At 53.3% G+C, this 12,907-nt stretch carries 10 protein-coding genes; 4 read left to right on the top strand and 6 right to left on the bottom strand.

Annotated features, from left to right (window positions below):
* Window position 1 precedes the first annotated feature (1 nt).
* Window positions 2–895, bottom strand: coding sequence for a 4-hydroxybenzoate octaprenyltransferase (gene ubiA / locus VFT64_02450; GenBank protein HEU5046682.1), 894 nt, complete (start codon window positions 893–895; stop codon window positions 2–4).
* Between the two features lie 218 nt (window positions 896–1,113).
* Between ubiA and VFT64_02445 the strand changes: the two genes are divergently transcribed.
* From VFT64_02445 to VFT64_02435, 3 genes are all read left to right on the top strand, one after another.
* The gene (locus VFT64_02445) at window positions 1,114–2,334 is read left to right on the top strand and encodes an MFS transporter (protein ID HEU5046681.1); all 1,221 of its coding nucleotides are present in this window, start codon (window positions 1,114–1,116) and stop codon (window positions 2,332–2,334) included.
* A gap of 54 nt (window positions 2,335–2,388) precedes the next feature.
* Window positions 2,389–3,588: an MFS transporter gene (locus VFT64_02440; protein HEU5046680.1), complete on the top strand. Its 1,200-nt coding sequence runs from the start codon at window positions 2,389–2,391 to the stop codon at window positions 3,586–3,588.
* 115 nt (window positions 3,589–3,703) lie between these two features.
* Window positions 3,704–4,660: a sugar phosphate nucleotidyltransferase gene (locus VFT64_02435; GenBank protein HEU5046679.1), complete on the top strand. Its 957-nt coding sequence runs from the start codon at window positions 3,704–3,706 to the stop codon at window positions 4,658–4,660.
* Here VFT64_02435 and recR read toward each other — a convergent pair.
* The 4 genes from recR to VFT64_02415 form a co-directional block, all read right to left on the bottom strand.
* Window positions 4,657–5,247: a recombination mediator RecR gene (gene recR, locus VFT64_02430; GenBank protein ID HEU5046678.1), complete on the bottom strand. Its 591-nt coding sequence runs from the start codon at window positions 5,245–5,247 to the stop codon at window positions 4,657–4,659. The genes VFT64_02435 and recR overlap by 4 nt on opposite strands.
* A gap of 81 nt (window positions 5,248–5,328) precedes the next feature.
* Window positions 5,329–6,345 carry a diguanylate cyclase gene (locus VFT64_02425; protein HEU5046677.1) on the bottom strand — a complete coding sequence of 339 codons (1,017 nt, stop codon included), beginning with the start codon at window positions 6,343–6,345 and terminating at the stop codon, window positions 5,329–5,331.
* A gap of 21 nt (window positions 6,346–6,366) precedes the next feature.
* A complete protein-coding gene (locus tag VFT64_02420; protein ID HEU5046676.1) occupies window positions 6,367–8,148 on the bottom strand; it encodes a glycosyltransferase in 1,782 nt (593 codons plus the stop codon).
* A 91-nt stretch (window positions 8,149–8,239) separates the two neighbouring features.
* Window positions 8,240–8,683, bottom strand: coding sequence for a hypothetical protein (locus VFT64_02415; GenBank protein ID HEU5046675.1), 444 nt, complete (start codon window positions 8,681–8,683; stop codon window positions 8,240–8,242).
* A gap of 163 nt (window positions 8,684–8,846) precedes the next feature.
* Here VFT64_02415 and addA point away from each other — a divergent pair, with 163 nt between their 5' ends.
* A complete protein-coding gene (gene addA / locus VFT64_02410; protein ID HEU5046674.1) occupies window positions 8,847–12,260 on the top strand; it encodes a double-strand break repair helicase AddA in 3,414 nt (1,137 codons plus the stop codon).
* On the opposite strand, the gene VFT64_02405 is transcribed toward addA, so the two are convergent.
* Entirely contained in the window at window positions 12,257–12,895 is a 639-nt protein-coding gene (locus VFT64_02405) for an outer membrane lipoprotein carrier protein LolA (GenBank protein HEU5046673.1), read from the bottom strand. The genes addA and VFT64_02405 overlap by 4 nt on opposite strands.
* Window positions 12,896–12,907: the final 12 nt, after the last annotated feature.

Below are 12,907 nucleotides of genomic sequence, written 5' to 3'. Positions count from 1 at the left end.
CTTACACCACCAGCGCCAGAAACAGGATCAATCCCAGCACGGAGTTGGAGCGGAAAACACGGAGGCAATTTGCAGGATCATTAATGTTCACTATATGCAGCTGCCATGCAAAATGCGCAGCTACTGCCATCAGGCCTATATAATAGCGCCAATTGTTGCCTGCGGTAATTCCGGCTACTGCCCACAAAAGGGCTGCCGCCACATAAAATAATGTAATCCAGAAACGACTCTCTTCTCCCAGTCGAAGTGCCGTGGACTTCACACCGATCCTCATATCATCCGCTTTGTCCTGGTGTGCATATATCGTGTCATAACCCAGCGTCCAGAAGATACCGCCTATATATAATAGTATGGCAGGCAACGCCACATCGCCATTGACAGCGGCCCACCCCATCAATGCTCCCCAGTTAAAGGTGATTCCGAGAAATGCCTGCGGCCACCATGTGATGCGCTTCATCAGCGGATAGGACGCTACCAGCACCAGAGAAAAAGCGGCAAGCTTAAATGCCATCAGATTCATACAAAGGACGATCAGCAACGACAGCACCAGCAAGGCCAGTAACGTATATGCCGCCTGCCGCATCGTGATTTCGCCGCTGGCAAGCGGGCGAGTGCGCGTGCGTTCAACATGACGGTCAAAGTCACGGTCCAGCATATCGTTTATGATACAGCCGGCACTGCGCATCGCCACGGCCCCTACCGCAAACAGCACCAGCAGGCCGAATGACGGCATTGCATGCTGCGCAAGCGCAAGCGACCACCAGCATGGCCAAAGCAGCAGAAATATGCCCACAGGCTGGCCGAGACGCATCAGCCGGGCATAGGAAGGCCACCGGCTGATTACGGCATTAAAGGGGCGCTGGACAAAAGAAAAATATCGGGCTATGTGTTCCACGGCGGATTACCCGGGTCACCGAAATGTGACAGTTTCGTTACAAAAAGCGCGTTGATAATATAGCAGTTTTCTCAAAAAAACTACTTTATTATTTGCAACTGAAACGTTCATATTTCATGACTTTTTCGCGGTTTTCTGCTATTTCCAAAGTTGATAAGCAAGTGCGTGCGTCGAGTTCTCTACAAAATGCCTACTGCTATCTCACTTAAGGTATCATTATGGCAAGTACAAAGGGATCCTCTGGCGGAGCTGTGTCTGTAAACATATTACTGGCACTAAGCTTCAGTCACTTTATCAACGACATGCTCCAGTCGCTGCTGTTCTCTATTTATCCAATTTTAAAGGCTTCGCTGGCATTGAATTTTACCCAAATCGGTACAATTACAATGACTTATCAGCTCACATCGTCCCTTCTTCAGCCAGCGGTGGGCATTTATACGGATAAAAACCCTAAGACCTATTCATTACCGTTCGGCATGGTGCTTATGCTGACCGGTATCATTCTCCTATCCCATGCGGACCAATTCATAACCATATTAATGAGTGCCGCATTTATCGGCACCGGATCGGCAATCTTCCATCCGGAAGCTTCGCGTATGACTCGTGCAGCTTCCGGCGGCAAACATGGCCTGGCACAGTCATTCTTTCAGGTGGGCGGTAACGCAGGTACGGCTTTCGGCCCGCTGCTTGCAGCTTATCTTGTATTGCCTAACGGACAACAGAGCATCTGCTGGTTCTCGGCAGACGCACTGCTGGCCATCGGCCTGCTTGTGTTCGCCAGCCTCTGGTACAAAGCCCATTATATCCGCAAACAGGTTTTTCAGCCGGTGCGCGCTAAAACCACGCTTGCCACCGTGCCCCCGCGCAAGCTCGCAATGTCCATTTTCATTCTGATGCTATTGATCTTCTCCAAATATTTCTATATCGCCAGCATGAATAATTACTACATGTTCTACCTCATGAATAAATTTTATATCCCCGTGCATGAGGCGCAGATTGACCTGTTCATATTCCTTGGTGCGATTGCGCTCGGCACGCTCGCTGGCGGCCCGATCGGCGACCGGTTCGGCCGCAAGCGCGTCATCTGGATTTCCATACTCGGCCCCCTGCCATTCACCGTTATGCTGCCTTATGCCGACCTGTTCTATACCGTCGTGCTGAGCTTCATCATCGGCTTCATTCTGGCATCGGCACTGACTACCATCATTGTGTATGCGCAGGAGCTTATTCCGGGCAAGCCCGGCACCATATCGGGCATCTTCTTCGGCTTCGCTTTCGGCATGTCCGCTACCGGCGCAATTGCCTTAGGAAAACTAGCCGATAAAATCAGCATTGAGCTTGTGTATCAATTCTGCGCATGGCTTCCGGCCATCGGACTGCTCACCGTGTTCCTGCCGGACACAAGAAGACTGCCAAAGCAGGTAATTTATATTGATTAAGGGTGCTTTTGCCTTTATTATGCGCCTTCCGCAAGCAGTTTTGGCATAAGCATCATGAACGATACCGTAAAGCATTACGACGAAAAATCCGTCGCGATGGGCATTCTACTGGCCCTGAGTTTCAGCCATTTTCTCAACGACATGATTCAGTCGCTGCTGCCTTCGATCTACCCGATTCTTAAAAACAGCTTTTCGCTGAACTTCACCCAGATAGGCCTGATTACGCTGACCTACCAGCTGACCGCATCGCTGCTGCAGCCTATGATCGGGTTATATACGGACAAACGGCCCAAGCCTTATTCCCTTCCCTTTGGCATGGGGCTGACGCTCAGCGGATTGCTGACGCTTTCCATGGCAGGGCATTTTTATACCATTCTCCTGGGTGCGGCTTTAGTGGGCAGCGGCTCTTCCGTCTTTCACCCTGAATCCTCCCGCATGGCACGCGCGGCTTCCGGCGGCAGGCATGGTTTTGCCCAGTCCTTCTTCCAGGTGGGCGGGAATGCGGGCACAGCATTCGGTCCGCTGATTGCGGCTTACGTCATTCTGCCGCATGGGCAGCACAGTATTGCATGGTTCTCTTTCGCAGCGCTGGCAGCCATTGGCGTGCTGACCTTCGCCAGCCGCTGGTATCATACGCATCATGTACGCACCGGCAGGGCGAAAGCTTCTGCCGCGCAACCCCTCGCATTCTCGCGGGGACGGATTATCGGAGCTATCGCCGTGCTGATGCTGCTGATGTTCTCAAAGTTTTTCTATCTTGCCAGCATCAATAATTACTACACCTTCTACCTGATGCATAAGTTCGGTGTTTCGGTGCAGGATTCCCAGTTTTACCTGTTCATCTTTCTGGGTGCCGTTGCCATCGGCACGTTGTCGGGCGGTCATATCGGCGATCTGATTGGCCGCAAGCGCGTTATCTGGGGCTCTATTCTTGGAGTGCTGCCGTTTACGCTTATGCTGCCTCACGCCGATCTCACATGGACTATCGTGCTGAGTTTCGTTATCGGCGTGATCATCGCTTCCGCCTTCTCCGCAATTATCGTTTATGCACAGGAACTCATTCCCGGCAAGCCTGGCACAATCGCAGGATTATTCTTCGGCTTTGCTTTCGGAATGGGCGGCCTCGGAGCGGCGCTGCTCGGCAGGCTGGCGGATGCTACCAGTATCACTTATGTCTACGGGCTTTGTGCGTGGCTTCCGGCGCTCGGCCTGCTTACAGTATTCCTACCGGATACCAAGCACCGCAAAGTATAGTGACTTATTTGCCATATGGCGTTGGAAACCCACGCCCGAGTTGTATTATTTTTTCCCTTAGGCAACATTTGAGTGTATTGCTGTCTGCGTTTTCGAGCAATCACAGGCGGCTTAGATGAGCGACATCAATGCAGCGGGAGTTCGGCCGGTCATACTTTGTAATGGTTTCGACAAGAAACCGTGGCCCGTTTCGTTTGCGCATTCCTCCGCATCTTTTGCGCAATCTTCCACACAAGATTCCCTGTTCTCCATTACGCTGAAACGTGTCAGTGACCGTACGCGTTACGCCGCGCCCATTATCGTGGCGCATATCGAACATATCTTTTTCATTCTGGCAGACCTGAAGCGAATGGATATCAACGATGCCATTATTTTTCTGGAGCCGGAAGCACGCCACAATTCCGCGGCCGTGATTATTTCCGCTCTTAGCGAACATCTTGAGGACATGCTGCATCTCATACTGCCAGCCGACCATATCATGGAGCAGGAAGAAGATTTCCATAATGCGGTATCTCATGCTGCTGCAGCAGCGGGAATGACGAATTTTGTCCTGTTCGGAACACCTGCCGCCAATGCAGACTCACACCATAGCTATATTGTTCCGGGGCAGAATGTGCAGGATGGCCCGTTATGCAAGGTGGGCGTTTTTACCGAGCGGGCGGATGAGACCTTCGCACGCGTTCTTATCAGCCAGGGCGGGTTATGGGATAGCGGCATGACGCTTTACGATCCGCGGCTGTTATGTGAAGAAGCGGCCATGCTCGCGCCCGGCCAGTTTATACAATGCCAGAAAGCGCTCGATCATGCGCAGCATGAACGTAAATGCATCTTACTGCGCGCAGAAGATTATGCCGATATGGAAAACCGTTCGCTGGGCACATTGCTTCTCGAACATACACAGCATTGCCTTGTACTTCCCTGCCATTCCAAGTGGCTCCGTGCTCAAGCTTCCGAATTCATAGAGCCTGCAAACAGGAACACTAATCTGCACGATTCTATCGCAGTCAAAGATTCTTATATTCTTTCCGAGGGTGTTTTTATCACCGCATTCGGCTGGGAAAGCGCTTCCTAGACGGCAATCCTGGCCTTGAGCGCAGCGCCCAATGTTCCGTCATCGAGATAATCCAACTCGCCACCAATGGGAATACCGTGCGCCAGCCTTGAAATGCGGACATTGCTGTTTGCGAGCCGGTCGCTGATATAATGCGCTGTCGTCTGGCCTTCTACGGTCGCGTTGGTCGCCAGAATCACTTCGCCCACTATGACGGAAGAAGCCCTGGAGACAAGACTGTCAATATTCAGCTGATCAGGCCCTTTTCCATCCAGCGCTGAAAGCACGCCTCCCAACACATGGTAACCGCCGCGGAACATGCCGCTACGTTCGATAGCCCACAGATCCGCCACTTCTTCGACCACACAAATTTGCGTCTTATCGCGCCGTTCGTCACTGCATATATTGCATGGATCGCTCACATCAAGATTGCCGCATATGGAACAGTCGCGGATCGTTTCCCCCGCCTCTGCGAGCGATGCTGCGAGAGGCCCTAGTAATTTCTCACGATTACGCACGAGATGCAGCACGACCCGACGCGCAGAGCGCGGCCCTAAGCCGGGCAGTTTTGCAAAGAGAGAGATCAATGAATCAAGCGATGTAGTCATATTATCCGGGCCAAGTATTCTTTCCGGATAGTTTATAACAAGCCGGCCGCCCCTGTCACCTGAAACCTGTGTAATGCCTTATTACGGCTTACTGCGGCGTTCACCGCCCGAACGGCGTTCCACCGCCACGGGAATGTTCTGCTTACGCCGGTCGACCGCTACCTCGCCGCGGCGTTCCCGCGCTACTACGAGCTGCAGTGAATTAGCCGCCGTCGCACGCTGGTCGATCATATGCTGCTCACATTTCTGCAGCAATTCCAGATTGCTTACCTTGCCATCAATCTGCGTGAAGCAAAGATTCACCTGTGCAGCGACTTCCTGCCCGTCACACTGGAAGGGCGACACGCTGATCGCCCAGCGCAGGCGGTTCAGCACCATGCGGGCTTCTTCCTGCGATGCACCGACCAGCACAACGCCAAGCGTGCGCTCGGACAATGTACCAATTGTATCTTCCGTACGCATTTTCTGGCGGAATACTTCGCTGATATGGCGCTGCATCCCATTGCAGATTTCCTCACCGTACTTCTCATGAAGCTGTTCGTAATTATTGATGTCCGCCACCGCGAAAGAAGCAGTGATACCCTTATCGCGCACATAATACGTAATCAGTTCGATGTCCTTGATCAGCGACAGGCGGTTCGGCAGGCCGGTGCGCGTATCGAGCACCTCATGTCCTTTAAAATTTTCCTTGATGATGGCGCGGAATGCATTTGCATCCCTTACACGCTGTTCATCTACCAGCACGAGATGGAACCAGGGATTATTATCCATGGATTCGCCGCAAACGATACGCAGCTTGAATTCCGCTTCCTTGCCGTCGTTCTTGCGGATAGCGAACTGGCGCACTTTCGTCAGCACGCCCATCAGATCGGTTTTATCGTTTTCATATTCCACGAATTCATCAATCAGGCTATTGATGCGCTCTGGCAGAATCAGGGACAGAGGCCGCCCGACGATTTCTTCGTTCTGGTATCCTGTCACACGCGCCGCTTCATCGTTCAGCGCAGCGATTTCGAGTATTCTTTTCGCATTATTCTGGCAGACGATAAACACCGCATCTGCTTTACGGTATGAGTCTAGCGCTTCGCTTGCATTCATAAACCTGTCCTGCCGGCTCCACTACAATGTTACGTCTTTTTCCAGAAAACCGCTTGGATAATAACCAAAATCCTCTATCGCCGCCTGATTGTCAAATGATATATCGCGGTTCATACGGCGTGCCATCACCGCGTTAAGCTGCGGCAGCTGGTAAATCGCTCCGAGCGCCCCGATAATCGCAGGCATATACGGCACTTTCACCAGGCGGACGGGCTTACCGATATAATCGGCGATCCGCATGATCATATCGCGGTAGCCAAGGCTTTCCTTGCCCCCGATATCATAATGCCTGCCGTAGGTTGCCGGATTTTCAGCCGCTTTCAGGGCCGCATCCGCTACGTCCAATACATACGTGGGGTTCCTGAGGCCACTGCCCTTGCCGGAAATCGGGATATTGCCGTAACGGCGGATGATATCGGCAATTGCCGTTATATTGCGGTCCAGGCCGACGCCATACATAACCTGCGGATTCAACAAGGTCAGATCGCACATGCGCTCGCGGGCGGTACGGAATAAGGCCGCCAATGCTTCTGAATCTCTTTCTTCTTTTGTTAGGCCGTCCACAAATGCTATCACGCGGTGCACGCTGCTTTCCTTTAATTCCTGCAGCAAGTCCGCAAGCAGCTCTAACGGCGCGGCATGGAACAACACATCCGCTTTCAGAGCGGCACATTGCGCACGCCCATCATCTTTGGAAAGATCGCTCTGCAGCCATTGCAGGTGCGTATGGTTAAACAGCAAAGGGGCTTCCTTATCGACCGCGATAACCTGCGCCCCCTGCGCCAGCGCTTTGCCGATAATGCATAGCCCTAATTGCGAATGCGATCCCGTGACCATGAGCGTCTTCCCGGCCAGATTTTCTTCCCGCCCTTCAAATTCTGCGAGGCGATATAGCAGCGCGATCCGCGCTATTTCCTGCTTCCCTGCGAGCGGCGGTACAAACATACTATCAATCTTGCCCATGATAATCTTCATCCACAGGCGTGCATAGATCCCCGCACGAAGCAAAAGCAGTAGAGCTTTCGAGGTGTTCTCGCTGAAGAATTTCTCCAGATAACGGATAAATCCTTTGGCTTTAAATTTCTCTATGAACGCGCTTGTCACCTCGCTCGTACTGCGGAAATGCATGACCCTAACGGACGGTACACATATTACTTTGCCGCCCGCTTTGTGCACGCGGTAGCAGAAATCCATATCTTCCATATGCAGGAAATAGGCTTCGTCAAAACCGCCCAGCCGCTGGTAAAATGAACGGGATAGCATCATGAACGCTCCCGAAATGGCGGGCACTTCATGCGTTGCTTCCGGCATGGGAAGGCGGTTATGATTTAACCGCTGCTCGGACGGAAGGAGAAAGCCCAGTCCGAAACTTTCCGCCGCAGCATTAGTCGGTGTCAGCAAGGCCCTTCTGCCGCCGCGTTGTTCGCTGCCGTCGGGATTAATCAAGTAACACCCGGCCATGGTATTTTCCGGCCAGCGTTCCATTTCTTCCAGCATTTTCGCGAGCGCTCCCTCAAAGAGCAAGCTGTCCGGATTCAGCAGGAGAACATAATCTCCCGTGGCAACGGCAACGCCCATATTGTTTGCCTTGCCGAAACCGACATTGCCATGACCGGAGAGCAGCCGCACGCGCAGATCCTTGGCCGCGAGGTCGCGCAGACGTTTTTCCACGCCTGTCATGTTGCCGTTATTGACGATGATGATTTCCCGGCATTCAGGTTGCCGAAGCGCCGAAGCGATCGTGAGCCAGAGAGTCGGCCCCGTATAATAACTTACTACAATTACGCTGACCGATGACGCCATGTCCCGCTATTATCCCAAAATGCAATAAGCCGCTATTATAGCGGCATTTAAATAGGAATAACAGCTTTATATGATGAAGTGTTGCGGCAGCTTAGCGCTGTATATCGTCCGAGGCGGCATACTCCCTGCTGTCCAGCACGCTCTGCGCCCAGCTGTCATCATCGTGCCCGCGGTGATGCCCAGATCCATACTCATGCGCATGTCCTTGCCCATGCGCGTATCCGTGATCGTGCCCGTATCCATTATTGTGATCATATCCGTATCCGTGTCCATTATCGTGCCCATGACCATGTTCATGTGGCACCATTCCATGGGAATGTTCCATACCCTTCGCGCGTTCCGGCTGTTCGCCTGCAGCAGCCATTCTGGCTTCATACTGATGTTTCTGGTGGTTCATATAGCCAAACAGGCCAACGCCTAGAGCAGCCGCTCCACCCCATATGAACGGGATGGTAAAACTCAGCGCGGGAAGCGCAACCGCAATCCCCAAGAAAATAGCGGTAGCCCCCGCCAGCAGCAGGCCCACAGTCGCCATTTGTCCCGGATAATAACCTGGCTGCCTAGATGGTTCTTTTCCCATAATACTGAAACCGAGAACCGCCCGCCGCACCATTGCAGCAAGCTGTTCTTTATTCTATCATTGCAGCCCATATTCACCTATTCTCAGTTTATGAAGATTTTGTTACAAACACCCGATTATGACCGTTGACCAGCATATAGCCTCCAATCCGGGCATTTCCGTATGGGTGTCCGCCAGTGCGGGAACGGGAAAAACCAAGGTTTTAACCGACCGTGTGCTGCGTCTGCTGCTTGCAGGGGCTAAACCATCTAAAATCCTCTGCATTACCTATACCAAAGCCGCCGCCGCCGAAATGGAGCACCGTATCGAAGCGCAGCTGGGAAACTGGGCGGTTGCTGAAGACGAGGAACTTTTCACTGCCCTCAGCAGTCTTACAGGCGCAGCACCGGATGAAAAAACCATACAAAGAGCGCGCCGCCTGTTCGCTCTCGTGCTGGATTCTCCTGAACGGCTGCGCATCCAGACGATCCATGGGTTTTGCCAGTCGGTGCTCAAGCGTTTTCCGCTCGAAGCAGGTATCGCCCCACATTTCACACTGATTGACGAACACACTACTGCCGAGTTACTGGATACCGCACGCAACCGGCTATTCACGGATTCCGGCAATGAAGCCGTCGCCACTGCCATTGAAGCGTTGGCGGGCATGGTCGGTGAATATACTTTCAACCGCCTGCTGGAAAATATCATCCAGCAACGCAGCCGCTTCGGTGTATGGTTTGATATGGGGGGCACGCTGCCCCCATCCGAACTTCGTTCGGATTCCCCTGCGGGGTCGTCCTATAGAACTCCTCCGCGTCCCCACGCAAGGGATTTATCACCGCTGCTGCAAGCTATATACAAAGAAACCGGCTGCGATCCGGCAAGCACGGAAGAAAGCCTGCTGAACTCGCATTTCAATTATCTTCCGAACGTGCTTACTTCGCTACGGGAAGCTTGTGCTGCCTTAAGCGTGAGTGACGGCAAGACCGACCGAGATATGGCTGCCGCCCTGCAGGCATGGCTCGAATCTCCGCCGCATATTACGAAATGCGCCGATTATATCCGCGCGTTTCTCACCGCCGAAGACGAACCGCGCAAGAAACTCTGCACGCAAAGCGCAGAAAAATCATTGGCAGGACTCAAGGATATATTGCTTGCGGAACAGCAGCGCGTTCTCGTATTCGCCAATGCACTTAAATCGCTCCGCGTAGCCGTTTCCACGCGTCATCTGGTCACGCTGGCGGAAGCGCTGCTCGGTCTCTATCGTGGCCTGAAAGAACGCCATGGCTACATGGATTATGACGATCTGATTGACCATACCGTCAAACTATTCACGCAGCGCGACGCCACCGCCTGGGTGCTTTTTAAACTTGATGGCGGCATTGACCATCTGCTTGTGGACGAAGCGCAGGATACCAGCCCCTATCAATGGCGGCTTGTAGATGCATTAACGAGTGAATTTTTTGCAGGAACCGGTGCAGTCAGCACGCAACGCACTTTGTTCGTCGTGGGCGACGGCAAGCAATCCATCTATAGTTTTCAAGGCGCGGTGCCGATGGAATTCGACCGCATGCAGCATCTTCTGCGTAAGCGAGTGGATACTTCCGGCATGGAATTTCGCAATGTGCAGCTAGCCCTTTCCTTCCGTTCTACACAGGCCGTATTGAATGCAGTTGATACGGTCTTTGCCAGCGCAGATGCGCGTGATGGGCTGGTATTCTCGGAGAATTACGTCGATCATACCGCGCACCGCATGGGCATGGCGGGCCGCGTTGAATTATGGCCGCTTACGGAACTCGAAGCGAGCGAAGCATTGCCTGCCTGGCATGTGAGCGATCGCCAGATAGGAGGCAACTCACCGGAAGTTATGCTGGCGGAGCGCATCGCGGTCCAAACCCGGCAATGGATCGACAGCGGGCGAAAACTCGCTTCGCAGGATCGGCCAGTCCGAGCAGGCGATATATTAATCCTTGTGCAGCGGCGCGGCGACTTCACTTCCGCCATGATCAGCGCACTCAAAAAATATGAAGTACCCGTTGCAGGTGCAGACCGGCTCGTGCTCACGGAACATATTGCCGTGGCGGACTGTATTGCGCTCGGCCATTTCCTGCTGCTGCCACAGGATGACCTCACACTCGCCACTATATTAAAATCCCCTCTCATTGGGCTTTCGGAAGAGGATATATTTGAACTGGCATACGCTCGCGGCGAGCAGACGCTCTGGCAGAGGCTGAAAGCGAATGCAAAGTTTACGGATGCGTACGAGTTTCTTTCCGGCATTCTAGCCAAGACCGATTACCTGGCTCCTTATGAACTGTTCAGCCACGTGCTGGATACGCTTGGAGGACGCAGAAAACTGGCGCAGCGGCTTGGTGCTGAAATACACGATCCGCTGAATGAGTTTCTCTCGCTTGCACTGGAATATACCACTTTACACACGCCCTCGCTGCAGGGGTTCCTGCACTGGCTGGCATCCGGTGTCAATGAGATCAAGCGCGATCTGGAAAATGCCGGAAACGAAGTGCGCATCATGACGGTGCATGGCTCGAAAGGCTTGCAGGCGCCTATCGTCTTCCTGCCTGACACGACACGCCTGCCGCGCCCTGAAACAGGGATATTGTGGAGCAGCAGCGAGCCTGCTTTACCCTTATGGTCGACGCAGGAAGATAGCGCATGCCGCCGCATCCGCGAAACGATCCGGCTCGACCGCGAGCGCGAGTATCGCCGCCTGCTTTATGTGGCCATGACGCGCGCGGAGGATGAACTTTATATTTGCGGCTGGAAAGGAATACGGCAGATTTCCGACAAATGCTGGTATGCCATGGCCAAAAGCGCCGCCGAACAGGGTGCATGGTCGCAAGAGCCGGATGGAAGGCGTATTCTGCTATGCGAGCAGAGCGTACCGCCTAAGTATAAACAAGCAGCTGCGCAGCAGGAAGTGCGTGTGGAGTTACCTGGATGGGCGCTTACACCGCCTGCTCCGGAACCTGCGCCTTCGCGCCCGCTTTCCCCTTCCCGTATGGATGAAGGGCCCGTGACCACATCTTCACCGCTTATCGATACAGCGGCTATGCTGCGCGGACAAATCATCCACCGCATGCTCCAGCACCTGCCGGATGTCGCACCTGCAGCTAGGATGGAAACGGCTGCGCGCCTTATCCATCACTATGCGCAGATGCTTGAAGCCCCTGTGCAAGAAGCTATGTTGCAGGAAGTGCTCACCGTTCTTGAAAGCCCCGATTTCGCGCCGCTGTTCCATAGCACAAGCTCTATTGCAGAGGCTCCGGTTTCCGGCATTGTGGAAAATCAGAACGGCCAGCCGGTCGTGGTTTCCGGGCAGATAGACCGCCTGACTGTCTCAGGCGATGAAGTGTATATCATCGATTACAAGACCGGGCTGCATGTTCCTGAAAATGAGGCGCAGGTGCACGAGGCTTATGTGCGGCAGATGGAAGCATACAAGCGCCTTATTTCCCGTATCTATCCGGATAAGACGATCCGTTGCGCGCTGTTATGGACCGCCGCGCCAAAACTGATGGTGCTCAGCCTTTAATTTCTATGGATGCCGCCAACCTTGCCCAGATGCGGGTCTTTGAAGACAAACATATTGGAAGGCAGTGGGAAATTGAAGCGGGCATTGTTCAGCGAAACCGTGGTTATCTGTCCGCCGCTATCCTTTACCACCATACGGCGCAGCGCCAGCGGACTGTCGGAGAATTCCAGCGTCAGGGAACCGTCTTTCTGCCGTTTTGCCTGTACAAGGGAAATGCTGATGGTTTCATCGCCGCGTTCAAAGTCGGTGATGATTACGGTGTTATCAAACTTCACATTGTCGCGCGCAAGGAAACCCACAAGCGTCGACTCCAGCGGAATGCGCGTCACCTGGTCGAGTTCCTTGTCGTAATAAACGATCTGGCCACCGCTTGTCACCATCAGCACCGGTGTCGGGGGCAGATATTCCATACGCAACTTTCCGGGACGCTGGAGGAAAAATTTCCCTGTTGAGATATCGCCGTTGGGAGCGGCCTGAATGAAATCCGAAGAGATCGTATGGACGCTCGAGAGATAGGCTTCAATGCGCGAAAGCGCTGCACGGTCATCTGAGGAAAGCTTATAGGGCTTTACGCCTTCAGCAACAGCCTGCTGGCTTATGAACAGCACGACAAACAGTGACAATAGGAAACGCATAATGACTCCGGT

The sequence above is a fragment of the Rickettsiales bacterium genome (assembly GCA_035765535.1).
In the GTDB taxonomy this organism is placed as follows: domain Bacteria; phylum Pseudomonadota; class Alphaproteobacteria; order Rickettsiales; family JABCZZ01; genus JABCZZ01.
Note: the sequence above shows the minus strand (reverse complement) of the source record. Positions and strands in the feature narration are given on the sequence as shown.

Bases quoted from the DNA above. Each gene is read 5' to 3' on its own strand.
- VFT64_02445 (HEU5046681.1), top strand. From the start codon at position 1,114: ATGGCAAGTACAAAGGGATCCTCTGGCGGAGCTGTGTCTGTAAACATA.
- VFT64_02440 (HEU5046680.1), top strand. From the start codon at position 2,389: ATGAACGATACCGTAAAGCATTACGACGAAAAATCCGTCGCGATGGGC.
- VFT64_02435 (HEU5046679.1), top strand. From the start codon at position 3,704: ATGAGCGACATCAATGCAGCGGGAGTTCGGCCGGTCATACTTTGTAAT.
- recR (HEU5046678.1), bottom strand. From the start codon at position 5,247: ATGACTACATCGCTTGATTCATTGATCTCTCTCTTTGCAAAACTGCCC.
- VFT64_02425 (HEU5046677.1), bottom strand. From the start codon at position 6,345: ATGAATGCAAGCGAAGCGCTAGACTCATACCGTAAAGCAGATGCGGTG.
- VFT64_02420 (HEU5046676.1), bottom strand. From the start codon at position 8,148: ATGGCGTCATCGGTCAGCGTAATTGTAGTAAGTTATTATACGGGGCCG.
- VFT64_02415 (HEU5046675.1), bottom strand. From the start codon at position 8,683: ATGGCGACTGTGGGCCTGCTGCTGGCGGGGGCTACCGCTATTTTCTTG.
- addA (HEU5046674.1), top strand. From the start codon at position 8,847: ATGACCGTTGACCAGCATATAGCCTCCAATCCGGGCATTTCCGTATGG.
- VFT64_02405 (HEU5046673.1), bottom strand. From the start codon at position 12,895: ATGCGTTTCCTATTGTCACTGTTTGTCGTGCTGTTCATAAGCCAGCAG.